The sequence below is a fragment of the Enterobacter sp. KB-280D8 genome, assembly GCF_041399405.1.
Lineage (GTDB): Bacteria > Pseudomonadota > Gammaproteobacteria > Enterobacterales > Enterobacteriaceae > Enterobacter > Enterobacter cloacae_N.
In genome coordinates this window covers 451,125-474,402 of sequence record NZ_JBGKEC010000003.1, presented here as the reverse complement: position 1 = coordinate 474,402, position 23,278 = coordinate 451,125, and the positions used below count along the sequence as shown (strand labels likewise).

Annotated in this window: 22 protein-coding genes; 6 read left to right on the top strand and 16 right to left on the bottom strand. The window is 58.8% G+C overall.

The genetic code is table 11. The features are described 5' to 3' along the window. Positions 1-43: 43 nt before the first annotated feature. From AB8818_RS12265 to AB8818_RS12225, 9 genes are all read right to left on the bottom strand, one after another. Positions 44-436, bottom strand: a complete 393-nt coding sequence (locus AB8818_RS12265) for a DoxX family protein (protein ID WP_116342196.1) — start codon at positions 434-436, stop codon at positions 44-46. Between the two features lie 248 nt (positions 437-684). Then, positions 685-981, bottom strand: coding sequence for a YqjK-like family protein (locus AB8818_RS12260; RefSeq protein WP_014885330.1), 297 nt, complete (start codon positions 979-981; stop codon positions 685-687). Continuing rightward, complete coding sequence (locus tag AB8818_RS12255; protein WP_014885329.1) at positions 978-1,376, bottom strand: phage holin family protein; 399 nt, start codon at positions 1,374-1,376, stop codon at positions 978-980. The genes AB8818_RS12260 and AB8818_RS12255 overlap by 4 nt, the downstream gene beginning before the upstream one ends. Before the next feature lies 1 nt (position 1,377). Further along, positions 1,378-1,683 carry a YqjD family protein gene (locus tag AB8818_RS12250; protein ID WP_008503141.1) on the bottom strand — a complete coding sequence of 102 codons (306 nt, stop codon included), beginning with the start codon at positions 1,681-1,683 and terminating at the stop codon, positions 1,378-1,380. A 29-nt stretch (positions 1,684-1,712) separates the two neighbouring features. Beyond that, positions 1,713-2,081 (bottom strand): DUF1090 domain-containing protein, encoded by a 369-nt coding sequence (locus AB8818_RS12245; RefSeq protein WP_116342194.1) that lies wholly within the window; start codon positions 2,079-2,081, stop codon positions 1,713-1,715. 143 nt (positions 2,082-2,224) lie between these two features. Continuing rightward, a complete protein-coding gene (mzrA, locus tag AB8818_RS12240) occupies positions 2,225-2,608 on the bottom strand; it encodes an EnvZ/OmpR regulon moderator MzrA (RefSeq protein ID WP_116342191.1) in 384 nt (127 codons plus the stop codon). A gap of 2 nt (positions 2,609-2,610) precedes the next feature. After that, positions 2,611-3,273 carry a DedA family general envelope maintenance protein YqjA gene (yqjA, locus tag AB8818_RS12235; protein ID WP_008503144.1) on the bottom strand — a complete coding sequence of 221 codons (663 nt, stop codon included), beginning with the start codon at positions 3,271-3,273 and terminating at the stop codon, positions 2,611-2,613. Between the two features lie 343 nt (positions 3,274-3,616). Next, positions 3,617-4,393: a transcriptional regulator ExuR gene (gene exuR, locus AB8818_RS12230; protein WP_028014506.1), complete on the bottom strand. Its 777-nt coding sequence runs from the start codon at positions 4,391-4,393 to the stop codon at positions 3,617-3,619. Between the two features lie 115 nt (positions 4,394-4,508). Then, positions 4,509-5,807, bottom strand: coding sequence for an MFS transporter (locus AB8818_RS12225; RefSeq protein WP_116342188.1), 1,299 nt, complete (start codon positions 5,805-5,807; stop codon positions 4,509-4,511). A gap of 476 nt (positions 5,808-6,283) precedes the next feature. Here AB8818_RS12225 and uxaC point away from each other — a divergent pair, with 476 nt between their 5' ends. Beyond that, positions 6,284-7,696, top strand: a complete 1,413-nt coding sequence (gene uxaC, locus AB8818_RS12220) for a glucuronate isomerase (RefSeq protein WP_166712412.1) — start codon at positions 6,284-6,286, stop codon at positions 7,694-7,696. A gap of 17 nt (positions 7,697-7,713) precedes the next feature. Continuing rightward, positions 7,714-9,201 carry a UxaA family hydrolase gene (locus tag AB8818_RS12215; protein ID WP_192983890.1) on the top strand — a complete coding sequence of 496 codons (1,488 nt, stop codon included), beginning with the start codon at positions 7,714-7,716 and terminating at the stop codon, positions 9,199-9,201. A gap of 80 nt (positions 9,202-9,281) precedes the next feature. On the opposite strand, the gene sstT is transcribed toward AB8818_RS12215, so the two are convergent. The 4 genes from sstT to AB8818_RS12195 form a co-directional block, all read right to left on the bottom strand. Beyond that, on the bottom strand, positions 9,282-10,523 hold the full coding sequence (gene sstT, locus AB8818_RS12210) for a serine/threonine transporter SstT (RefSeq protein ID WP_116342182.1): 1,242 nt from the start codon (positions 10,521-10,523) through the stop codon (positions 9,282-9,284). Between the two features lie 238 nt (positions 10,524-10,761). After that, complete coding sequence (locus tag AB8818_RS12205; RefSeq protein WP_116342180.1) at positions 10,762-11,730, bottom strand: TerC family protein; 969 nt, start codon at positions 11,728-11,730, stop codon at positions 10,762-10,764. 251 nt (positions 11,731-11,981) lie between these two features. Beyond that, positions 11,982-12,980, bottom strand: coding sequence for a Gfo/Idh/MocA family protein (locus AB8818_RS12200; RefSeq protein ID WP_192983892.1), 999 nt, complete (start codon positions 12,978-12,980; stop codon positions 11,982-11,984). Positions 12,981-13,050: 70 nt separating this feature from the next. After that, positions 13,051-13,554: a YgjP-like metallopeptidase domain-containing protein gene (locus AB8818_RS12195; protein ID WP_163329725.1), complete on the bottom strand. Its 504-nt coding sequence runs from the start codon at positions 13,552-13,554 to the stop codon at positions 13,051-13,053. An 83-nt stretch (positions 13,555-13,637) separates the two neighbouring features. Here AB8818_RS12195 and rlmG point away from each other — a divergent pair, with 83 nt between their 5' ends. Next, positions 13,638-14,774 carry a 23S rRNA (guanine(1835)-N(2))-methyltransferase RlmG gene (gene rlmG / locus AB8818_RS12190; RefSeq protein WP_163329724.1) on the top strand — a complete coding sequence of 379 codons (1,137 nt, stop codon included), beginning with the start codon at positions 13,638-13,640 and terminating at the stop codon, positions 14,772-14,774. Here the strand turns inward: rlmG and AB8818_RS12185 are convergent. The 3 genes from AB8818_RS12185 to lsrR form a co-directional block, all read right to left on the bottom strand. Then, positions 14,771-16,792, bottom strand: a complete 2,022-nt coding sequence (locus AB8818_RS12185) for an NADPH-dependent 2,4-dienoyl-CoA reductase (protein WP_192983894.1) — start codon at positions 16,790-16,792, stop codon at positions 14,771-14,773. The two genes, rlmG and AB8818_RS12185, sit on opposite strands and share 4 nt — an antisense overlap. 178 nt (positions 16,793-16,970) lie before the next feature. Then, positions 16,971-18,566: an autoinducer-2 kinase gene (lsrK, locus tag AB8818_RS12180; protein WP_192983896.1), complete on the bottom strand. Its 1,596-nt coding sequence runs from the start codon at positions 18,564-18,566 to the stop codon at positions 16,971-16,973. 34 nt (positions 18,567-18,600) lie between these two features. Continuing rightward, complete coding sequence (gene lsrR, locus AB8818_RS12175) at positions 18,601-19,569, bottom strand: transcriptional regulator LsrR (protein WP_010435856.1); 969 nt, start codon at positions 19,567-19,569, stop codon at positions 18,601-18,603. Positions 19,570-19,784: 215 nt separating this feature from the next. Here lsrR and lsrA point away from each other — a divergent pair, with 215 nt between their 5' ends. The 3 genes from lsrA to lsrD are packed head-to-tail and all read left to right on the top strand — an operon-like array spanning position 19,785 to position 23,278. After that, entirely contained in the window at positions 19,785-21,272 is a 1,488-nt protein-coding gene (gene lsrA, locus AB8818_RS12170) for an autoinducer 2 ABC transporter ATP-binding protein LsrA (RefSeq protein ID WP_163329783.1), read from the top strand. After that, positions 21,269-22,300 (top strand): autoinducer 2 ABC transporter permease LsrC, encoded by a 1,032-nt coding sequence (gene lsrC, locus AB8818_RS12165; protein ID WP_163329721.1) that lies wholly within the window; start codon positions 21,269-21,271, stop codon positions 22,298-22,300. The genes lsrA and lsrC overlap by 4 nt, the downstream gene beginning before the upstream one ends. After that, a complete protein-coding gene (lsrD, locus tag AB8818_RS12160) occupies positions 22,301-23,278 on the top strand; it encodes an autoinducer 2 ABC transporter permease LsrD (RefSeq protein WP_116342161.1) in 978 nt (325 codons plus the stop codon).

The window sequence follows — 23,278 nt, the reverse complement described above, 5'->3', positions numbered from 1 at the left end:
GAGGAGATATCTCCTCGCTTTGGATTCAATCAGTATAGCGTGCTTACCACTTCTTATTCAGAAGGCGGTCGATGCTGTATGCGCCTGGACCTGTGATAGCCAGCAGCAGGAAGCCACCCGCGATGGTCAGGTTTTTCATGAACATCAGTGAGTTCACGCCTTCCGCAAAGTTGCTGTGGAACAGGAACGCGGTCAGCAGGGTAAAGCCTGCGGTAAACAGCGCAGTGGTGCGAGTCAGGAAGCCGAACAGAACCGCCAGGCCGCCGCCGAACTCAAGCAGAATAGTCAGTGGCAACAGGAACCCCGGAACGCCCATGGATTCCATATATTGCTGAGTACCCGCATATCCGGTGATTTTGCCCCAGCCTGCCACGATGAACAGAATTGGCATCAGAATACGTGCGACCAGTACACCAACATCTTCTAATTTTTTCATTTTACTCTCCAGGAAACCACATCAGCGGCTGAACATTATTTGTCTGCAATTCCGGGTAGATACCGCGGCTCTGCTGTCGATGGAGAGGATAATAAACGGGGCGGGTGGCAATTGTTAGCAAGGAAAACTGTCAATCTTCTTCAAAGATATTGAGTAAGGCCAGGTGCGCGCTGGTTCCCTCACCCCAACCCTCTTCCACGGGGAGAGGGCGAAAAAAAACGGTAACCAGGGTTACCGTTTTGCGTTTATCACCGCAGCTGCTGTTGTCGCAACGTCGCTTTCACCAGACGCCAGGCGCTCCAGGCACCAAAACCGCGTCGGGCCCAGCGGATGAGCATATTCGGATGACGAACCGTCCAGATAGCCATCACGCTGCTGCCGACCAGCGCCCATGAACGCAGGCTCAGGAAGGTATTCCAGCCACGGTCAAACCGTCGCGTCGCGTCGATCCAGTCACGGCGGCTGGCAGACAGATCCAGCCGTTGCTGCTGGATCTGACTTAACAGGTACGCTTTTCGCTTCTGACGTTCCGCTTTATCGCTCACGGCTTGTCATCCTCCAGCAGGGCGCGATCGTTAGCCAGCTCCTGGCGCGTGTGGCGCAGGAAAGTGGACTTGCGTGCTTTACGCAGTGTCCATATGCCGCCAATCAACGCCGCGACCAGCAGAACGACGGTCGTGGCAATCATCGCGTTGAGTCGATACTGCGGGTCAATGGCCCAGATGATTAACACCATCAGGCTCATCAGACCAAACGCGGCGAAGAGCATGGTCAGTCCGAGCATCAGCAGCATCTGGAAGAGGTTCGCTTTCTCCTCTTCCAGTTCGACCACTGCCAGCCGGACGCGCGTTTCGGCAATCCCGACCAGCGTCGTTAAAATACGCTGGCCGATGCCGAGGACGTTATTAGCAGGCCCTTGTGCGTGACGAGGATCTTCCATATCAACGACGCGTCAGCAGGACACCCAGTACCACACCTACTGCGGCACCAATTCCAACACCCGTCCATGGATTATCACGTACATATTCGTCCGCACGCGCAGCCGCTTCGCGGGTCTGCTTCGCCAGCGCATCCCCGGTTTCACCCAGGCGGTAGCGGCTCTCTTTCAGCGCCTGCTCCGCTTTGCTGCGCAGCTTGCTCACTTCTTCTTTCGACTTATCGGCAGAGGAGTTCAGCACCTCTTCAAGGGTATCGGCCAGGGATTTCAGTTCAGCGCGCAGATGTTCAGACGTCGTATCTTTTGACATGATTCTCTCCTGTTGAGATTTCCGTTAACTCAATAATCGCGAGCTTCCAGCGCTTTCAGGTCGTCCTGCGCCTCTTTCAACTTCTTCTCGCGCTTAGCAATTTTTTCCGCATCCCCTTTCTCTTTCGCTTCCTGCAGGTCTTGACGGCGCTCGGCTATCTCGTCCTTTTGTTCAGCGATTTTCTTCTGGTGATCGGCACGCAGCTTGCTGTCTGAACAGTTCGCTTTCACTTCGCTCAGCGCTTTTTTAAGACCATCAACACGGTGCTGATTGTTATGCTTTTCGGCATAACCGATCTCACGCTGAATATCCTGTTCTTTCTCCTGACAGAGAGAGTTTGCGAAGGTCGCTGTGCTTAAAGATAAAAGGGCCAGAGCCAGGGTAATGCGGAATTTCATTATCGAAACCTTCCATTGTGTTGCGGGGTTAGCCGCTATCCAAAATTATGCGGAGTACATTCGAGGGGTGCTCCGCGTACTTAAGCATAGTAAGTAAACGGGGGATTCACCAAAGTGAGTGAAAAGATTCGGAATCCTGGAAGTTATCCGAACCGATGCGACGTATCGCGAATCAACGACAGCCATGCGGCCGGCGAGTTGTCGTCTTCCTGCTGGGCAATGATATATCCGTGCGGCAGCGTACGGTCAAGAACGGCTTTCGCGGCGGCGCTCTGCGCACGGGAATCAAACTTAATCAGTAAAACATCGTCCTGCGGGGTGATGCTTTTAAAACGGATGCCGTTTGCATCCAGATGATGCCAGACAGAAAAACCGTCAGGCACACCGCCCCCCTGGTTTACCGGACGAATGGCCAGCGTAGCGTCCTGATGTGAAAGCGTGTTCCAGGCCAGCAGTATAGCGCTGAGCATCACCAGTGCAATAAAGGCGCAGGCAAAGCGGCGCATGGCGAGCGGTGAGATAACCATCGTTAACCTCGCGCTCCGTATTTTTTCTTCCACAGGACAACCAGCGAGCCAATCAGGCCGAAGACCAGCAGAACAACAGGCAGCAGCATCAGGCAGGACATCAGCTGATCTTCATATTTCATGAAGACCGGCGTTTTACCCAGCGCATAGCCCAGCGTCGTCAGGATCAGAACCCATAACAGGCCGCTCATCCAGTTGAAGAACTGGAAGCGTGCGCTGCTCAACCCGGACAGCCCGGCAATGGTGGGCAGCAGGGTGCGTACAAAGGCGATAAAGCGGCCAATCAGCAGCGCGGAAAGCCCATGCTTATGAAACAGGTGGTGTGCCCGCTGGTGATAGTGCGCAGGCAGATGGGAAAGCCAGTTCTGTACTATTCGGGTATTGCCCAGCCATCTTCCCTGGATATAACTCACCCAGCAGCCAAGGCTGGCCGCGACGGTCAGTAATAAGATGGTCTGCGGGAACGCCATTGCGCCTTTGGCACACAGCACGCCGACAAGCACCAGCAAACTGTCACCCGGTAAGAAGGCCGCAGGCAGCAAACCATTCTCAAGGAACAGGATCATAAACAAGACAAAATAGAGCATGCCAATCATGGAAGGGTTGGCCAGCGTTTCAAAATCCTGCGCCCAAAGGGCATGCAGCAGTTGGGTCAAAAGTTCCATTCAGTGTTCCTGGAAATCGGTTAACGTCTCGCCTGTTATCCGGGACAAACAGCACGGCGACATTGTTGTGATTTCATTATGGTCGCTCGCGGACACATTGAGTTGTGGCCAACACTGTTCCCTGTTAATTGGCTGGTTAGCAAGCACTAACTTTCAAAATAACGAAGTGAATCCAATTGTAACAAAGCCCGACGTTCTGCGTCACAGAATTTGCAGGGTGAGGTGATTTTGGCGTAAGCCCTGAAAGTGAGCGAGGGATTTTACAAAGGCTGACACTATATATGTTTTGCTTACCCACTCAGGCGGGAAGGCGCAGCGAAGCGCCTGCCGGCAGAAAGGTCACCTATTTTGCGCCGCTCGGGGCCGTATCGAGGTGAACGACAGGATTATCAGCAAAAAGATAGCGGTCGGCGTTAAATTCGAAGTCGTCGCTGGTTTCATTGAACAGCATCTGCTTGGTGTTTTCCAGGTGCTGCCACATGGCCAGTTTCGCTGCATGGGGATCTTTACGAATCAGCGCCTTAAGGATCTGGTCGTGATCGTCACACCAGTTGTCGACCGTGCGGGAATCGATGTGATCGTGCAGTTTTTTCCAGTAGGGGTTGTGAACGCGCTGAGTCCACATTTTCTCAACGATTGCCGCCAGCGCCGTATTCTGGGTGGCCAGGGCAACCTGAACGTGAAACTGCAGGTCCCACTCGGAATCACGGAAACATTTTTCCTTGCGGGCGTTTTCCTGAATCTCCATCAGCTTCATGATGTCCTGCTTGGTCACCTGCGTGGCGGCAAATTCGGCAATATTGCTTTCGATCAGCTGGCGAGCCTGGAGCAGCTCAAACGGACCGTAGCTGGCGAATTCCAGACTTTCATCCGCCACCGGAGAGTGCTTAGGCTGATTAGAAATAACGTGAATGCCGGAACCTTTGCGTACCTCGACGTAGCCTTCCACTTCCAGCATGATAATCGCTTCGCGCACTACGGTGCGGCTCACGCTTTTTTCATCCGCGATAAAGCGCTCGGCGGGAAGTTTATCACCGACAAGATAGACCCCTTGCTCGATGCGATCTTTCAGCTCAGCAGCAAGTTGTTGATATAAACGACGTGGTTCGGTGATTTCCATATGCGCTCCAGGCAGGGTACGGCAGATGATTTGTTATACCACTTTCACGGAATACTCTCCAGATTTTGCCATTAAAAAAGCCGCCCGCGGGCGGCTTCGGTGAAACGTATTTTCGCTAACTCTGCGTAGCCGGTTTCCCGAGGGACTCTTTCGCCAGCTCCTCTGCGGATTTACTTTTCAGCACCGTCCAGATAACCACCGCACCCATCAGGTCAAAGATTGCCAGCACCGCGAACAGTGGGCTGAAGCCGATGGTATCCGCCAGCGCGCCGACGACCAGCGCGAACATGGTACTTGCGGTCCACGCGGCCATCCCGGTCAGGCCGTTGGCGGTTGCCACTTCGTTACGACCAAAGACGTCAGAGGAGAGCGTAATCAGCGCGCCGGACAGCGACTGGTGCGCAAAACCACCGATGCACAGCAGCGCGATAGCGACGTAGGGGCTGGTGAACAGGCCAATCATGCCCGGGCCAATCATCAGCAGTGCACCCATGGTCACCACCATCTTACGGGAAACAATCAGGTTCACCCCAAACCAGCGCTGGAACAGCGGCGGCAGGTAGCCGCCCACGATACAGCCCAGGTCAGCGAACAGCATCGGCATCCAGGCGAACATCGCGATCTCTTTCAGGTTAAAGCCATAGACCTTGAACATGAACAGCGGGATCCAGGCGTTGAAGGTCCCCCAGGCCGGTTCAGCCAGGAAGCGCGGCAGGGCGATACCCCAGAACTGACGGGTGCCCAGGATCTGCCAGACGGACATCTTCTTACCATTGTTGGTCTGATGCTGCGCTTCCTGACCACCAATGATGTATTCGCGTTCTTCTTCGGAGAGCTTTTTCTGATCGCGCGGGTGTTTATAGAAAACCAGCCACGCCATTGCCCACGCAAAGCTCAGCACGCCAGAGATGATGAACGCCATCTGCCAGCTGTGCATCACGATAGCCCACACCACCAGCGGCGGCGCAATCATCGCGCCGATGGACGAGCCTACGTTGAAGTAGCCGACCGCAATAGAACGCTCTTTTGCCGGGAACCACTCGGAGCTGGCTTTCAGCCCCGCCGGGATCATCGCCGCTTCCGCTGCCCCTACCGCGCCACGGGCCAGCGCCAGACCGCCCCAGCTGCCTGCCAGCGCGGTTGCGCCGCAGAACACCGCCCAGGCGATGGCGAAGAAGGCATAGCCGATTTTGGTACCGAGAATATCCAGAACATAGCCAGCGACTGGCTGCATGATGGTGTATGCCGCGGAATAGGCGGCAATGATGTAAGAGTATTGCTGCGTGGAGATATGCAGCTCTTCCATCAACGTCGGCGCCGCGGCTGCCACGGTGTTACGCGTCAGGTAGCCCAGCACGGTGCCCAGCGTCACCAGCGCGATCATATACCAACGTAACCCTTTAATTTTACGCATCTAAAACCTCATCGTTATGTTATTTCCGCGCCAGAGCACGGCAACCTCTCAACCGTTTCCGGGAGCAGCTGTGTAACGGGAGGGGCATAACCGGGAGAATGTCCCGGAACGGCCCGAACCTTGCCATAAGTAAGCGTGCATAAGTTGGTATCCGTACCGTTAAACCCGATGTTTCTCACACCGGTAATGCATTCCGTCGGCTGAATGTTTGCGACGGCGAAAAGATAACTTGTCATACAACTTTAAAAGGTGAGTGACATCACAAATGTATGATCCTTTGTAGGGTCATTATTCGTTGCGGGTGAAGCCAGTATCGACGCGGCCTGTAGAGTGATTTACCCCAATTTGGGTAATTTATTTGTCGACGTTTATTGATCTCACTCACGAAAAAAACGTCGGCGGGTGGAAATTGGTGTGATAACTTTGCAGCATATGAACATACGCTTTCTGACGCTCCCGTAATGAGGAAGACGATAATGACGCCGTTTATGACCGAAGATTTTCTCTTAGATACCGAATTTGCTCGCCGCCTGTACCACGACTACGCAAAAGACCAGCCGATTTTCGACTACCACTGCCACTTACCGCCGCAGCAGGTTGCCGAAAATTACCGTTTCAAAAACCTGTATGACATCTGGCTGAAGGGTGACCACTATAAATGGCGTGCGATGCGTACCAACGGTGTGGCTGAGCGCCTGTGTACCGGCGACGCGACCGATCGCGAGAAGTTTGATGCCTGGGCAGCGACCGTTCCGCACACCATCGGTAACCCGCTTTACCACTGGACGCACCTCGAACTGCGCCGTCCGTTTGGCATCACCGGCAAGCTGCTTTCTCCCGCGACGGCGGATGAGATCTGGGACCAGTGCAATGCGCTGCTGGCGCAGGATAACTTCTCCGCGCGCGGCATCATGAAGCAGATGAACGTGAAGATGGTGGGCACCACCGACGATCCGATTGACTCCCTGGAACATCATGCCGTTGTCGCCAAAGACACCTCTTTTGACATCAAAGTGCTGCCAAGCTGGCGCCCGGACAAAGCCTTCAACATCGAACAGGCCACCTTCAACGACTACATGGCGAAGCTGGCGGAAGTGTCCGATACCGATATTCGTCGTTTCGCTGACCTGCAAACCGCGCTGACTAAACGCCTGGATCACTTCGCGGCGCACGGCTGTAAAGTGTCTGACCACGCGCTGGACGTGGTGCTCTTTGCGGAATCAAACGAAGCCGAACTGGACAGCATCCTGGCGCGTCGTCTCTCCGGCGAAGGCTTAAGCGAGCATGAAGTGGCGCAGTTCAAAACGGCGGTGCTGGTATTCCTCGGTGCGGAATACGCGCGTCGCGGCTGGGTACAGCAGTACCACATCGGCGCGCTGCGCAATAACAACCAGCGCCAGTTCAAACTGCTGGGCGCGGACGTGGGCTTCGACTCCATCAACGACCGTCCGCTGGCGGAAGAGCTGTCCAGACTGCTGAGCAAACAGAACGAACAGAACCTGCTGCCGAAAACCATTCTGTACTGCCTGAACCCGCGCGATAACGAAGTGCTGGGCACCATGGTCGGCAACTTCCAGGGCGAAGGGATGCCGGGCAAGATGCAGTTCGGCTCCGGCTGGTGGTTCAACGATCAGAAAGACGGCATGGAGCGGCAGATGACGCAACTGGCGCAGCTGGGCCTGCTGAGCCGCTTTGTCGGCATGCTGACCGACAGCCGCAGCTTCCTCTCTTACACGCGCCACGAATACTTCCGCCGCATTCTGTGCCAGATGATTGGCCGCTGGGTGCATGCGGGTGAAGCGCCAGCGGATCTCCAGCTGCTGGGCGACATGGTGAGAAACATCTGCTTTAACAATGCGCGTGACTACTTCGCCATTGAACTGAACTAAGGCCTTCTGAGGTTGATATGCAATACATCAAAATCCATTCGCTGGATAACGTGGCCGTCGCGCTGGCTGATTTAACCGAAGGCACGGAAGTGACCTTTGACAACCAGTTGGTCACGTTACGCCAGGCCATTGGACGTGGACACAAGTTTGCCTTGTTCCCCATTGCAAAGGGGGAGAACGTGGTGAAGTACGGTTTGCCCATCGGACATGCGCTGGCGGATATTGCGCCGGGTGAATATATTCATTCCCACAACGCGCGCACGAATCTGAGCGATCTGGACGAGTACAGCTATCAACCTGATTTACCCGAAGAAAATGTGCAGGCGGCGGATCGTGAAGTGCAGATCTACCGCCGCGCTAACGGTGAGGTGGGGATCCGCAACGAGCTGTGGATCCTGCCGACCGTCGGCTGCGTGAACGGGATTGCGCGTCAAATTCAGACGCGTTTCCTGAAAGAGACCAACAATGCCGAAGGCACCGACGGCGTGCATCTGTTCAGCCACACCTACGGCTGCTCGCAGCTGGGCGATGACCACATCAACACCCGCACCATGCTGCAAAACATGGTGCGCCACCCGAACGCGGGCGCGGTGCTGGTGATCGGCCTCGGCTGCGAAAACAACCAGGTGGATGCCTTCCGCGACACGCTGGGCGAATTCGCTCCTGAGCGCGTGCACTTCATGGTGTGCCAGCATCAGGACGACGAAGTGGAGGCGGGCGTTGAGCTGCTGCACCAGCTTTATGAGGTGATGCGCCACGACAGGCGCGAGCCGGGCAGGCTGAGCGAGCTGAAGTTTGGGCTGGAGTGCGGTGGGTCTGACGGCCTTTCCGGGATCACCGCCAACCCGATGCTGGGCCGCTTCTCGGATTACGTGATCGCCAACGGCGGTACGACGGTGCTGACCGAAGTGCCGGAAATGTTCGGCGCGGAGCGCATTCTGATGAGCCACTGCCGCGACGAAGAGACGTTTGAGAAGACCGTTACCATGGTGAATGACTTCAAACAGTACTTCATCGCCCACAATCAGCCGATTTATGAAAACCCGTCGCCGGGTAATAAGGCGGGTGGGATCACCACGCTGGAGGAGAAATCCCTCGGCTGCACCCAGAAAGCGGGCGCCAGCCAGGTGGTGGATGTTCTGCGCTACGGCGAACGCCTGAAAACCCACGGTCTGAACCTGCTGAGCGCACCGGGTAACGATGCGGTCGCCACCAGCGCGCTGGCAGGGGCGGGCTGTCATATGGTGCTGTTCAGCACCGGTCGCGGTACGCCATACGGCGGTTTTGTGCCGACGGTCAAAATCGCCACCAACAGCGAGCTGGCGGCGAAGAAAAAACACTGGATCGACTTTGATGCGGGCCAGCTGATCCGCGGCAAAGCGATGCCGCAGCTGCTGACGGAGTTCGTGGACACTATCGTGGAGTTTGCTAACGGCAGGCAGACCTGCAATGAGAAGAACGACTTCCGCGAGCTGGCGATCTTTAAGAGTGGTGTGACGCTTTAATCGGTGCGGGCTGATGCCCTCTCCCACGGGGAGAGGGTACAAACACTAAAAACGGCAACCTCAGGGTTGCCGTTTTGCTATTAACCTCGCAGGGCATTCTTCGCTAAACGCGCGTCTTCCGCCTGACAGGCCGCTGCGGTGAACAGCACGTCGGTAGAGGAGTTCAGCGCGGTTTCACAGGAGTCCTGCAGCACGCCGATGATAAAGCCGACGGCAACAACCTGCATCGCAATCTCGTTCGGGATGCCAAACATATTGCACGCCAGCGGGATCAGCAGCAGCGAACCGCCCGCCACGCCGGATGCGCCGCAGGCACACAGCGACGCCACCACGCTCAACAGCAGCGCCGTTGGCAGATCAACAGGAATACCCAGCGTATGCACCGCCGCCAGCGTCAGCACGGTGATGGTGATCGCCGCTCCCGCCATGTTCACGGTTGCGCCCAGCGGGATCGACACGGAGTAGGTATCGCGGTCCAGGTTCAGCTTCTCCGCCAGCGCCATGTTCACGGGAATGTTCGCCGCAGAGCTGCGGGTGAAGAAGGCATACACGCCGCTCTCGCGCAGGCAGGTCAGCACCAGCGGATACGGGTTACGGCGGATCTGCCAGAACACCAGCAGCGGGTTGATCACCAGCGCCACCAGCAGCATACAGCCGACCAGAACAACCAGCAGCTGCGCGTAGCCCCACAGCGCGTCGAAACCGGTGGTCGCCAGCGTGGAAGAGACCAGCCCGAAAATACCGACTGGCGCAAAGCGAATCACCAGTTTCACCATAAAGGTGACGGCGTTCGACATATCATTCACCAGGTTTTTCGTGGTCTCGTTGCCGTGACGCAGCGCGAAGCCCAGTCCAATCGCCCAGACCAGAATACCAATGTAGTTTCCGCTCATCAGCGCGGTGATGGGGTTAGAAACCATGCTCATCAGCAGGCCGCGAAGGACTTCGACAATGCCGGACGGCGGCGTGATATCACCGGCCGCGCTGGTCAGGTGCAGTGTGGACGGGAACAGGAAGCTAAACACAACGGCCGTTAAGGCCGCAGAGAAGGTTCCCAGAAGATACAGGAACAGAATTGGGCGAATGTTGGTTTTTTGTCCGTGCTGGTGGTTGGCAATCGACGCCATCACCAGCATCAGCACCAGTACCGGTGCGACGGCCTTCAGCGCGCCAACGAAAAGGGTGCCGAGAAGCCCCGTGGCTTCCGCGGCAGGTTTTGACACCATCGCCAGCAGAATACCCAGTACCAACCCGACCAGAATTTGTTTTACAAGGCTGCCCTGCGCCAGGCGCGCGAACAGACCGCGTGATTGTGTGCTCATACGTTATTCCTGAGTGAAATTGCGTTCCATCCTGGATGTGCTCTAAGTCACATTTGTGTCCGGATGTAAGTATTTGTTTGCCTGGTTGAGTATCAGGGAAAGGAGCGAAAGGCGGAAGCGTAAAATGCTGGATTTTACGTGTTGCATCATATTTTTTAACTGTTGAGTTACAAAAGTGTGTTCACCCTCTCCCTGTGGGAGAGGGGCGGGGTGAGGGCATCAGCCCGCACCGAACGTTTTACTCCACCTGCTGCTTCTTATCGTGCTGGCGGTTAACCCAGGTATTGATAAGCAGCGTCACCAGCAGAATGCCGAACACCACGCCAAGCGAGATAGCGATTGGGATGTGGTAGAAATCGACGATCAGCATCTTGATACCGATAAACACCAGGATCACCGACAGGCCGTACTTCAGCATCGAGAAGCGCTCCGCCGCGCCTGCCAGCAGGAAGTACATGGCACGCAGACCGAGGATCGCAAACAGGTTAGAGGTCAGCACGATGAACGGGTCGGTGGTCACCGCGAAGATTGCCGGGATGCTGTCTACGGCGAAAATCACGTCGCTCAGCTCGACCAGAATCAGCACCAGCAGCAGCGGGGTAGCAAACAGCAGGCCGTTCTTACGCACGAAGAAGTGCTCGCTCTCGATCTTGTCGGTCATGCGCAGATGGCCGCGGATCCACTTCACCAGCGGCTTATCGCCGATACCGGTATCGTCTTCTTTCGCCAGCGCCATTTTGACTCCGGTGAACAGCAGGAACGCGCCGAACACGTACAGCAGCCATTCGAACTGGGTAATCAGCCAGCTGCCGGCGAAGATCATGATGGTACGCAGGACAATGGCACCCAGCACGCCGTATACCAGCACGCGGCGCTGCAGGGCCGCAGGCACGGCAAAGTAGCTGAACAGCATCAGCCAGACGAAGACGTTATCAACCGCCAGGGCTTTTTCAATCAGATAGCCGGTGAGGAAGGCGAGCGCCTGAGGATCGGCCACCGCACGGCCTTCGGTCGAGGCCAGATACCACCAGAAGGCGGCGCAGAAAAGGAGTGAGAGGCTAACCCACACCAGCGACCAGACGGCGGCCTGCTTGACGCTCATGCCGTGCTCGCCGCGACGACCCTGCAAAAAGAGGTCGATCGCCAGCATGATGAGCACGACAACCGCGAATCCGCCCCACAGCATTGGAGTGCCGACAGAATGCATACTATTTTCCTTACACATAAAAAACAAAAACGGCTATGGTCAGAAGACGATAGCCGTTAGCTTTTTATGCATAGACCTCGCCTCCCGGCAAGGTCTCACTTACAACCACGAAGGTTGCCCGGCGACCGGATGCGGTTTTGCACGCATCGTAATGACGATCCACCGGCGAAGAAGTTACTCCCCTTTGCAGGTAACAAAATATGTCAGACCATTGGTTTCGTCAATGGTCTGCGCCGTTTCATTACACACCTTTACGCGATAGCTTCCGCGCTCACGCCGTCTGCCGGGAAAACTACGCCGGTCTGGCGGCGGATCTCCGTTTGCAGCTTCGCCGTGGTGCGGCTAACCGCGAGGCCAGGGTGATTCACTTCGTTGTCTTCCACCAGACGGGCGAAGACCTCTGCCTCATAGAGCATAGTGTTAATATGCTGAGGCTGCGTCAGCTCCTGCGCTTTCCCGCCGCGCGGCACAAAGCTCACCTTCTGGCATTCGGAGATTTTCTCGATGACCAGCGACCCGGTTTCGCCCTGAATTTCGCTCGGCAGCACGGAATCGCTCACCTTGGAGTGCTGCAGCGTGACGCTAAAATCGCCGTAGTCCAGCACCACTAAACCGTGCGCATCCACGCCGCTCTCCAGCAGGCTGGCGGTGGCCGTGACGCCGTGCGGCTCGCCCCACAGCGCGACCGCAGAGGCCAGGCAGTAAAAACCAATGTCCATGATGGAGCCGTTTGAGAAGGCCGGATTAAAGGTATTCGGGTTTTCGCCGTCGAGATAGCGCTGATAGCGCGACGAATACTGGCAGTAGTTGATAAAGGCTTTGCGCACTTTGCCAATTTTCGGCAGGGACTGCTGCAGCAGCAGGAAATTCGGCAGGCTTGCGGTTTTGAATGCTTCGAACAGCACCACCTGATTTTCGCGGGCAAGCGCAATGGCCGCTTCCACTTCCTCAATATTCGAGGCCAGCGGCTTCTCGCAGATCACATGCTTTTTATGGCTGAGAAACAGCGCCGTTTGCGGGAAGTGCAGGGAGTTCGGGCTGGCGATATAGATCGCGTCAATGGCGTCGCTTTGCGCCATCTCATCAAGGGAGGTAAAGAGATGTTCGACGAGGTAGTCGTTAGCAAAACTCTGCGCCTGCTCCAGGCTGCGGGAGTAAACTGCGGTGAGTTTAAGTTTGCCGGTTTCGTGGGCGGCGTCGACGAACTGGCGCGTGATCCAGTTCGTACCAATGACAGCGAAACGTATCATAAACGTTTACGTACTCCGTAGCGGGGAACCTTAAGCCACTTTAGCACGGGATTATTGCAAAACCAGTGCGCTATTCCGCATTACCATTTAACGATAAATGCGTAAGCCACAAACGGGTGTCAAACTCCAGCTGATGGTACTGCGGCTCCATGTGGCAGCACAGGGAATAGAACGCTTTGTCGTGCTCTTTCTCTTTCAGATGCGCCAGCTCATGGACCACGATCATCCGCAGAAAGGCTTCCGGCGCGTTACGGAAAACCGTCGCGACGCGGATTTCGGCCTTCGCCTTCAGCTTGCCGCCCTGCACGCGGGAAATCGCAGTGTGCAGGCCGAGCGCGTTTTTCAGCACGTGGATCTTATTGTCGTACATCACCTTGTTAATCGGCGGCGCGCTCTTCAGATACCGGTTTTTCAGATCCTGCGTATACTGCCAGAGGGCCTTATCGGTCGCGAAATCGTGCGTGCCGGGATAGCGTTTTTCCAGTACCGCGCCGAGCTTTTGCTCGGCAATCAGGGTGAGAACCTGAGAAAGTAAATGCTCCGGGTAGCCCTGGAGATAAGTTAGTTGGTTCATCAACGCCCCAAATCGACAATAAAACGGGTATACTCACGCACCCTTTTCAGGGATACGCCAAATTTTACCATTCAGGAGGGCCGATGAGCCACTTAGACAACGGTTTCCGTTCACTCAACCTTAAACGTTTCCCGGAAACGGACGACGTTAACCCGCTTCAGGCGTGGGAAGCGGCGGATGAATATCTGCTGCAGCAGTTGGATGAGACTGAAATCCGCGGCCCGGTTTTGATCCTGAATGACGCGTTTGGCGCGCTCGGCTGCGCCCTTGCGGAGCACACGCCTTACAGCATCGGCGATTCCTACTTAAGCGAGCTGGCGACGCGTGAAAACCTGCGCCATAACGACCTCGACGAGTCCAGCGTGAAGTTCCTCGACAGCACCGCGGACTACCCGCAGGCACCGGGCGTGGTTCTGATTAAAGTGCCAAAAACCATGGCGCTGCTGGAGCAGCAGCTGCGCGCGCTGCGTAAGGTCGTGACGCCGGAAACCCGCATCATCGCGGGTGCCAAAGCGCGCGATATTCACACCTCGACGCTGGAGCTGTTCGAGAAGGTCCTTGGCCCGACCACCACGACGCTGGCCTGGAAAAAAGCGCGCCTGATCAACTGCACGTTCAGCGCGCCGGAGCTGGCCGACGCGCCGGAGACCCTGAGCTGGAAGCTGGAAGGGACCGACTGGACCATCCACAACCTTGCGAACGTTTTCTCCCGCACCGGTCTGGATATCGGGGCGCGTTTCTTTATGGAGCACCTGCCAGAAAACCTGGAAGGGGAGATCGTCGATCTGGGCTGCGGCAACGGCGTAATTGGCCTGACGCTGCTGGCGAAAAACCCGGAAGCCAGCGTGGTGTTCAGCGACGAGTCGCCGATGGCGGTGGCCTCCAGCCGTCTGAACGTGGAAACCAACATGCCGGAAGCGGTGGATCGCTGCGAGTTTATGATCAACAACGCGCTCTCCGGCGTAGAGCCTTTCCGCTTTAATGCGGTGTTCTGCAACCCGCCGTTCCACCAGAAGCACGCCCTGACGGATAACGTCGCCTGGGAGATGTTCCACCACGCGCGCCGCTGCCTGAAAATCAACGGCGAGCTGTACATCGTGGCGAACCGCCACCTGGACTACTTCCACAAGCTGAAGAAGATTTTCGGCAACTGCGTCACCATTGCCACCAATAACAAATTCGTGGTGCTGAAGTCGGTGAAGCTGGGACGTCGTCGCTAAATAACCAGCGCAAGCTGGGTGCCCTGCGCAATTGCCCGCCGCGCATCCAGCTCCATCGCCACGTCGCACCCGCCGATCAAATGCACCGTTTTACCCGCCTCGCGCAGCGGATCGGCCAGATCCCGCTTTGGCTCCTGCCCGGCGCACAAAATGACATGATCCACGCGCAGCAGCTGCGGCTCGCCGCCGATCGTGACGTGCAGACCCTTGTCGTCGATCTTCTGGTAGCTCACCGCCGGGATCATTTTCACCCCGCGCGAGAGCAGGGTGGCGCGGTGGATCCAGCCCGTGGTTTTGCCCAGCCCTTCGCCCGGCTTGCTGGCCTTACGCTGGAGCATCACGATCTGGCGCGGGCTTTTCGGCAGCTGCGGCCCTTCCGGGCGTAATCCGCCGGACTGGCTCAGGCTGGTATCAATGCCCCATTCTACGCAAAACTCGGCAATGTTCTGGCTGGTGGCCTCGCCCGGCTGGCTTAAATACATGGCGGTATCAAAGCCGATCCCGCCGCAGCCGATAATCGCCACCTTCTCGCCAACCGGCGTTTTGTCTCGCAATACATCCAGATAGCTCAACACCTTCGGATGATCGATACCTTCGATCGCAGGCGTTCGCGGCACGATCCCGCTCGCCAGGATCACCTCATCGAAACCGATCAGATCCGCCGCATTTACAAACTGGTTAAGCCGCAGCTCGACGCCTGTCAGCTCAATCATCCGGCGGTAGTAGCGCAGCGTTTCATAGAACTCTTCTTTGCCGGGGATCTGTTTGGCGATATTAAACTGACCGCCAATCTCCGCCAGCGCATCAAACAGCGTCACGCTGTGCCCGCGCGAGGCGGCGTTCACCGCAAACGCCAGCCCTGCGGGGCCAGCGCCCACAACGGCCAGGCGTTTTTTATTGACCGCCGGAACCACCGGCATTTTGGTTTCATGACAGGCGCGCGGGTTAACCAGACAGGAGGTGACCTTTCCGACGAAGATCTGATCCAGACAGGCCTGGTTACAGCCGATGCAGGTGTTGATCTCATCCGCCCGGCCGCTTTGCGCTTTAGACAGCAGTTCGGCATCCGCGAGGAACGGCCGCGCCATCGACACCATATCGGCGTCGCCGCGTGAAATCACATCCTCAGCCACCTGCGGGTCGTTAATGCGGTTAGTGGTGACCAGCGGAACGGACACTTTGCCTTTCAGCTTCCGCGTCACCCAGCTGAACGCCGCACGCGGCACCGGCGTGGCGATGGTCGGGATGCGCGCCTCGTGCCAGCCAATGCCTGTGTTGATAATCGTGGCACCTGCTGCTTCAATCGCCTGCGCCAGCTGCACGGTTTCGTCGAACGTGCCGCCGCCCTCTACCAGGTCGAGCATCGACAGGCGGAAGATGATAATAAAGTCCGCGCCCGCGCGTTCGCGCACCGTGCGCACCACCTCCACGGCAAAGCGCATCCGGCGGGCATAGTCGCCGCCCCATTCGTCGTCGCGCTGGTTGGTGCGGGCGGCGAGGAACTCGTTGATCAGGTAGCCTTCTGAACCCATCACCTCAACGCCGTCGTAGCCCGCCTCGCGCGCCAGCGCCGCGCAGCGGGCGAAGTCGTCGATCAATGCCAGGATCTCATCGTGGGTCAGGGCGTGAGGTTTAAAACGGTTAATCGGTGCCTGAAGAGCCGACGGCGCGACCAGGTTCGGCTGATAGCTGTAGCGTCCGGTGTGCAGGATTTGCAGGGCGATTTTACCGCCCTCGCGGTGTACCGCGTCGGTCACAATGCGGTGGTGCGGCAGCTGTGACGCATCGTTCAGGACCGCGCCGCCCTCCATGCCCACGCCGGAAGGCGCAGGGGCCACGCCGCCGGTGACAATCAGCGCCACCCCGTGGCGGGCGCGCTCGGCATAGAAGGCTGCCAGACGCTCGGCCCCGTCCGGATGCTCCTCCAGCCCGGTGTGCATCGACCCCATCAACACGCGGTTTTTGAGTGTGGTGAACCCCAGATCGAGAGGGGCGAATAACGACGGGTAGCGGCTCATAGTCTCTTCCAGTGTAAAATTATTGTTATGTGGTCGGATGAGTTACTAATTTAGCCAGCGGGGAGTAAAAGGGAAAAGGGGAATGCGGTGATTGTGATGGGATTCAAATATTGGTGTGGCCTGATGCCCTCACCCTAACCCTCTCCCACGGGGAGAGGGGACGTAATCTCCCTCTCCCTCAGGGAGAGGGGCGGGGTGAGGGGGATGTCCGCACCAGCCCCGGAGCCTGCCACATCGACGTCGTCAGCCCGCTGTCCACCAGCCCAAGCTGGTCCGCGTACACCGCCTGCCATTTCTGCATCATGCCGTCGTACAGCTCGCGGTGCTGCGGGTTCGGCGTGAACTCGCGGCTCCACTTCACCAGCCGTTCGCCCGTCGAGGCCATATCCGCAAACAGCCCCGCGCCAGCTCCTGCCGCTATCGCGCAGCCGAGCGCCGTTGCCTCTTTCACTTCCGGCACGCGCACCGGCAGCCCGGTGACGTCGCTTAAGATCTGGCTCCACAGGGCGCCTTTGGAACCGCCGCCTGCAAACACCAGGCTCTCAAATGTCACGCCGGAGAAGCGAGAGATCTGCGCCAGGTTGCAGGCCGAGACGATCGCCGCGTTCTCCTCCAGGGCGCGGAACAGCGTCGCTTTGTTGCACTTTTCCGGGTCGATGGAGAGGTTAATAAACGACGGCGCGGCGTGGTACCACTGCTTGAAATGCATCGCGTCGGAGAAGATCGGCATCACCCCGTGGGAGCCCGCCGGTACGCGGCTCGCCATCTCCTCCAGCAGGGAATAGGTGTCCATCCCCATCCGCTCGGCAATCAGCTTCTCCTCGGCGCAGAAGGCGTCGCGGAACCAGCGCATGGTCAGCCCGGTAAAGAAGCTGATCGACTCCGCCTGCGCCATGCCGGGAATCACGTGCGGGTTCACGCGGATGTTCATCTCGGGGTCGGTGCGCACCTGCGGCAGGTTTACGACCTGCTGCCAGAAGGTGCCGCCCAGCACCGCGGTTTGCCCGGCGCGGACCACGCCCAGCCCCAGACAGCCCAGCTGCACGTCGCCGCCGCCCATCACCACCGGGGTGCCCTCGCGCAGGCCGCTCTGCAGCGCGGCCTCTCTGGTGACAGCGCCCAGTACGGTGCCGGTCTCTTTCACCGGGGAGAGGATATCGGCGCGCAGCCCGGCCATGTCGAGCAGCGCCGGGCGCCAGTCGCGGGAGAAGAGATCCAGCATGCCCGTCGTGCCCGCGTTAGACGGGTCGACCGCCAGCTCGCCGGAGAGCTTCGCCGCCAGCCAGTCGCTGATCATGGTGATAGTCGCGGCCTTGCGATAAATATCCGGACGGTGGTGCGCCAGCCACAGCAGGCGCGGCATGGCGCTCAGCGCCAGCGTTTGCCCTGAGACGTCATACACTTCGGATTCAAAACGGTAATCGTGGATCTCTTTGAGTTCGGCCACCTCGCGGCTGGCGCGGGCGTCGACGTTGGCGCAGGCCCAGATGGCCTCGCCGTTGCGGTCGTACAGCACGATCCCTTCGCGCATCGAGCAGCAGGCGACGGACTGAATGTCCGCCGCGCTCAGGCGCGCACGCTCCAGCGCCTGATGAATGCACCGGCAGGCCAGCTGCCAGTTGGTTTCGAGGTCGAACTCCATCGACCCCGGGACGTTCTCCACGCTCAGGTGCTTCCACTCGGCCTGGCCGACGGCAATCTGGTTGCCCTGTAAATCGAAAATCACGGCGCGAACGCTGCCTGTCCCTGCATCTAACGCTAAAAGGTAACTCATGAGCTTGCCTCGTTGTTAGCGCAGGGCAACCCCGTTACGTCAGGGCCAGCACCGCGCGGGCTGTCGTCTCCTCCGTCACCAGGCCATTGATACGGCGGCCCTTCAGTGCGGCATAAATCGCATCGGCTTTCTCTTCCCCTCCGGCCACGCCAACGATGGTGGGCAGCTGCGCCAGTTCATCGAGCGTGACGCCCAGTAATTCTTTATGGATCTCCAGCTCCTCAACGCATTCTCCCTCGGCATTGAGGAAATAGCCGAGAATGTCGCCGACCGCGCCTTTGCGGGCATACATCAGCTGTTCACCTTCGCTGATATAGCCGGATCGCAGTATGGTGGCGTCACGGCGCTGGTTCACCGAACCAATGCCGACCACCGCCACGTCGGCGGCGGTGGCGGCGAGGATCACGTCCCGCACGCTGGTCTCGCGTTTTAAGATCCCGGCCACCTCGGCGGATGACACGCGAAGCGGGGCGGGGATCATGCTGACGCTGCAGGCCGCGTCCAGCTGGCCGATGCCGGTCATATACGGCCCGACGCCGCCGGAGAGCGTCACCAGGCGGATCTGCTGCGAGCTGATAAAGCCGCTCAGGTGCTGCAGGCTGCTCATGGTGGTTTCACCAAACCCCACCGCCAGCAGCTGGCCGGGCTCCAGCACGCCCATCAAGGACTGCGCCGCGCCTATGCCCAGCCGCACGTTCATCGGCGGCGTATTTAACGCGGGCATCACGCGCACCAGCTTCAGGCCAAAGCGCTGCTGTAGCTCGGTTTCCAGCGCCAGGCAGCCCTCGTAGCGGGAGTTGATCTGCACGCGGATCACCCCGGACTGCCGTCCCTTCTCCAGCAGGCGGGATATCTTCAAACGCGGCAGCCCGAGCCGCTCGCCGATGTCGTTCTGGGTTAATCCGTCGTGGTAGTAGCACCAGGCCACGCGCGCAACCAGCTCCTCTTCCGCCAGCGCCAGCCCGGCAAACCGTCCTTCTTCCGCAGTGCGTTTATCGCTCATAGTTGAACTCTTATAAAAATTTAGATCATATGTTCGTGATGGCGCGGAGGGAAAGTGTGAGCCACGCGACAAAACGGATCATTTCGATCGTTTCTGGTTTATCTGTATCTCAATCGATAAAACTGTGATCCCTGCACGGTTGTAAATATAGTTCACCGTCTACGCTTTTGAACATTATTAAATCTAAAAATCATTTGTTCAATAACGGAGCGATGATGACCTCACTTCTCGACGCGCGGAATATCAGCAAGCAGTTCTCAGGCGTGCCGGTTCTAAAAGGTATTGATTTCACGCTGCTTGAGGGGCAGGTACACGCGCTGATGGGCGGAAACGGCGCGGGAAAATCGACGCTGATGAAGATCATCGCCGGGGTCGAAACGCCGGACAGCGGTGAACTTTCTGTCGAGGGGCAGTCATATGCGCGGCTCACGCCCGTGCAGGCGCACAGGTTAGGCATTTATCTGGTGCCGCAGGAGCCGCTGCTGTTCCCCAACCTGACGGTGCGGGAAAACATCCTGTTCCGCCTGCCGCGTGAGCGCGATCTGGAAAAGCGGCTGGCGGAGAAGCTCCAGCAGCTGCAGTGCCAGCTTAACCTCGACACCGCCGCCAGCACCCTGGAGGTGGCGGATCAGCAGATGGTGGAGATCCTGCGCGGGCTGATGCGCAACGCGAGGATCCTGATCCTCGACGAACCTACGGCCTCCCTCACACCCGGCGAAACCGAACGGCTGTTTCGCCAGATCCGCGCCCTACAGGATCTTGGCGTCGGGATCGTCTTTATCTCGCACAAGCTGCCGGAAATTCGCATGCTTTCGAGCCACGTCTCGGTGATGCGCGACGGTGCGGTGGTGCTGAGCGGCGAAACCGCGCAGTTTGACGATGGCGCCCTGATCGCCGCCATGACGCCGGTCAGCCGGGAGAAATCTCTCAGCGATACGCAAAAACTGTGGCTGGCACTGCCGGGCAACCGCCGCACCCAGCCGCAGGATTTCCCGGTACTGCGGGTGGAGGATCTTACCGGAGAAGGGTTTATCGATCTCAGCCTTGAGATCTACGCCGGGGAGATCGTCGGCCTGGCCGGGCTGGTGGGATCCGGGCGCACCGAGTTTGCGGAAACGCTCTACGGCCTGCGGCCCGTGCGCGGGGGCCGCGTCTGGCTGGAGAATCAGGACATTACAGGCGAGCCGGTAAGTTCACGCCTGGAAAAAGGGCTGGTCTACCTGCCGGAAGACAGGCAGGTGTCCGGCCTGTTCCTCGACGCGCCGATCCGCTGGAACACGGTGGCGCTGAACGAGCCGTCTCTCTGGCAGCAGCGCAAGCGGGAGTCGGCGGTGGTGGAGCGCTACCACCGGGCGCTGGGGATCAAGCTCAACCATGCGGATCAAACCGTGCGCACGCTCTCTGGCGGCAACCAGCAGAAGGTACTGCTGGCGCGCTGCCTGGAGGCCAACCCTTTACTGCTGATCGTCGATGAACCGACGCGCGGCGTGGACGTCTCGGCGCGCGCCGACATCTATCAGCTCATTAAAAGCGTGGCGGCGCAGAACGTGGCGGTGCTGATGATCTCAAGCGATCTCGACGAGTTTCCGGGCCTCGCGGATCGCGTGCTGGTGATGCATCAGGGGGTACTCAGCGGCGAGCTGCCGCGCCACGCAGTCAGCCTCGACAAGATGATGGCGCTGGCGTTTGGAGGGCAATCATGAAGACCTTACTGAAAAACCGCGAGCTGAGCGCGTTTCTCGCCATTCTGGCGCTGTTCGCCGTGCTGGTGGCGCTGAACCCGTCCTACCTGAGTTTACAGACGCTGGGGATGATCTTCGCCAGCTCGCAGATCCTGATCCTGCTGGCCATCGGTGCCGCGCTGGTGATGCTGACCCGCAATATCGACGTGTCCGTCGGCTCCATCGTCGGGCTGTCCGCCATTGCCGTCGGCGTGGCGCTTAATAGCGGCTACAGCCTGCCGGTTTCCATTCTTTTCGCGCTGTCTATTGGGGCGCTGGCCGGGGCGTTCAACGGGTTTCTGGTGGTGGGGCTGCGCATCCCGGCGATTGTCGCCACCCTCGGCACGCTGGGGCTGTACCGCGGGGCGATGCTGCTCTGGACGGGCGGAAAGTGGATTGAAGGGCTGCCGCCGGGGCTGAAATCCCTCTCTGAGCCAGCCGCCATCGGCATTTCGCCGCTCGGCATGCTGGTATTGATCGTCGCGGCCGCGGGCGCGTGGACGCTGTCGCGTACCGCGTTCGGGCGTGATTTTTACGCGGTGGGGGATAACCTCGCCGCCGCGCGCCAACTGGGCGTGGCGGTGAACCGCACCCGCATGATCGCCTTTACCCTGAACGGCATGCTGGCGGCATGCGCCGGGATCGTCTTTGCCGCGCAGATTGGCTTTGTACCCAACCAGACCGGCAGCGGGCTGGAGATGAAGGCCATCGCCGCCTGCGTGCTCGGCGGCATTTCGCTGCTGGGCGGCACGGGCACGCTGGTTGGCGCGCTGCTCGGGGCCTTCTTCCTGACCCAAATCGACACCGTGCTGGTGCTGTTCAGGCTCCCGGCGTGGTGGAACGACTTTATCGCCGGGCTGGTGCTGCTGGGCGTGCTGGTGCTCGACGGGCGCCTGCGCCAGGCGCTGGCGCGTCATCAGCGGGCGCTGAAGTACGGTCGCTTCCAGCCGGGTAACAAAGGGGGAAAGCATGTCACCCCGTTTTCCAAACGCAAAAAAGAGGTGGCGTAAATGAGGCTTAACTGGGAAAGCGCGCTGCTGATTTTACTGGTGCTGGAGATCCTGCTCTTTGGCGCCATCAACCCGCGCATGCTCGACGTCAACATGCTGCTGTTCAGCACCAGCGACTTTATCTGCATCGGCATCGTGGCGCTGCCGCTCACGCTTGTGATCATCAGCGGCGGGATCGACATCTCCCTCGGCTCGACCATCGGCCTGTGCGCCATCGCGCTGGGCGTGATGATGCAGGCGGGGTGGCCGATGGCGGTCGCTGTTCCGCTGACGCTGCTGCTCGGCCTGCTGTGCGGATTATTTAATGCCGCGCTTATTCACTACACCGGCATCAGCCCGCTGGTTATCACCCTCGGCACGCTCTACCTCTACGGCGGCGGCGCGCTGCTGCTCTCCGGCATGGCGGGGGCGACGGGCTATGAGGGCATCGGCGGCTTCCCGGACAGCTTCACGGCGTTCGCTAACCTCACGGTGCTGGGTCTGCCGATCCCGCTGGTGCTGTTCGCGGTGATTACCGCCTTCTTCTGGCTGATTACCCACCGGGGGCGCTTTGGCCGACATCTGTTTTTAATCGGTCAGAACCCGCGCGCGGCGCGCTATGCGGCGCTGTCGGTGAACGGCATGCCCTACGCGCTGTACGGTCTGGTGGGCGTGGCCTCGGCGATTGCCGCGCTGGTGATGGTCTCCTATTTCGGCTCCGCGCGTTCGGATCTGGGGCGCGATTTGCTCATGCCCGCGCTGACCGCCGCCGTGCTCGGCGGGGCCAATATTTACGGCGGTTCAGGTTCGGTTGTCGGTACGGCGCTGGCGGCGCTGCTGGTGGGCTACCTGCAGCAGGGTTTACAGATGGTCGGCATCCCAAACCAGGTGTCGAGCGCGCTGTCAGGGGCGCTGCTGGTTGTGGTGGTGATGGGACGTTCGCTGAGTCTGCACCGCGAGTGGGTGCGTTCTCTCTTCAGAAAACTATCCGGAGCGTAA

Bases quoted from the DNA above. Each gene is read 5' to 3' on its own strand.
- AB8818_RS12265 (WP_116342196.1), bottom strand. From the start codon at position 436: ATGAAAAAATTAGAAGATGTTGGTGTACTGGTCGCACGTATTCTGATG.
- AB8818_RS12245 (WP_116342194.1), bottom strand. From the start codon at position 2,081: ATGAAATTCCGCATTACCCTGGCTCTGGCCCTTTTATCTTTAAGCACA.
- AB8818_RS12225 (WP_116342188.1), bottom strand. From the start codon at position 5,807: ATGCGTAAAATTAAAGGGTTACGTTGGTATATGATCGCGCTGGTGACG.
- lsrD (WP_116342161.1), top strand. From the start codon at position 22,301: ATGAGGCTTAACTGGGAAAGCGCGCTGCTGATTTTACTGGTGCTGGAG.
- sstT (WP_116342182.1), bottom strand. From the start codon at position 10,523: ATGAGCACACAATCACGCGGTCTGTTCGCGCGCCTGGCGCAGGGCAGC.
- lsrR (WP_010435856.1), bottom strand. From the start codon at position 19,569: ATGAGCGATAAACGCACTGCGGAAGAAGGACGGTTTGCCGGGCTGGCG.
- exuR (WP_028014506.1), bottom strand. From the start codon at position 4,393: ATGGAAATCACCGAACCACGTCGTTTATATCAACAACTTGCTGCTGAG.
- AB8818_RS12205 (WP_116342180.1), bottom strand. From the start codon at position 11,730: ATGCATTCTGTCGGCACTCCAATGCTGTGGGGCGGATTCGCGGTTGTC.
- AB8818_RS12215 (WP_192983890.1), top strand. From the start codon at position 7,714: ATGCAATACATCAAAATCCATTCGCTGGATAACGTGGCCGTCGCGCTG.
- AB8818_RS12185 (WP_192983894.1), bottom strand. From the start codon at position 16,792: ATGAGCCGCTACCCGTCGTTATTCGCCCCTCTCGATCTGGGGTTCACC.
- yqjA (WP_008503144.1), bottom strand. From the start codon at position 3,273: ATGGAACTTTTGACCCAACTGCTGCATGCCCTTTGGGCGCAGGATTTT.
- lsrK (WP_192983896.1), bottom strand. From the start codon at position 18,566: ATGAGTTACCTTTTAGCGTTAGATGCAGGGACAGGCAGCGTTCGCGCC.
- rlmG (WP_163329724.1), top strand. From the start codon at position 13,638: ATGAGCCACTTAGACAACGGTTTCCGTTCACTCAACCTTAAACGTTTC.
- AB8818_RS12250 (WP_008503141.1), bottom strand. From the start codon at position 1,683: ATGTCAAAAGATACGACGTCTGAACATCTGCGCGCTGAACTGAAATCC.
- lsrA (WP_163329783.1), top strand. From the start codon at position 19,785: ATGACCTCACTTCTCGACGCGCGGAATATCAGCAAGCAGTTCTCAGGC.
- lsrC (WP_163329721.1), top strand. From the start codon at position 21,269: ATGAAGACCTTACTGAAAAACCGCGAGCTGAGCGCGTTTCTCGCCATT.
- uxaC (WP_166712412.1), top strand. From the start codon at position 6,284: ATGACGCCGTTTATGACCGAAGATTTTCTCTTAGATACCGAATTTGCT.
- mzrA (WP_116342191.1), bottom strand. From the start codon at position 2,608: ATGGTTATCTCACCGCTCGCCATGCGCCGCTTTGCCTGCGCCTTTATT.
- AB8818_RS12200 (WP_192983892.1), bottom strand. From the start codon at position 12,980: ATGATACGTTTCGCTGTCATTGGTACGAACTGGATCACGCGCCAGTTC.
- AB8818_RS12195 (WP_163329725.1), bottom strand. From the start codon at position 13,554: ATGAACCAACTAACTTATCTCCAGGGCTACCCGGAGCATTTACTTTCT.
- AB8818_RS12255 (WP_014885329.1), bottom strand. From the start codon at position 1,376: ATGGAAGATCCTCGTCACGCACAAGGGCCTGCTAATAACGTCCTCGGC.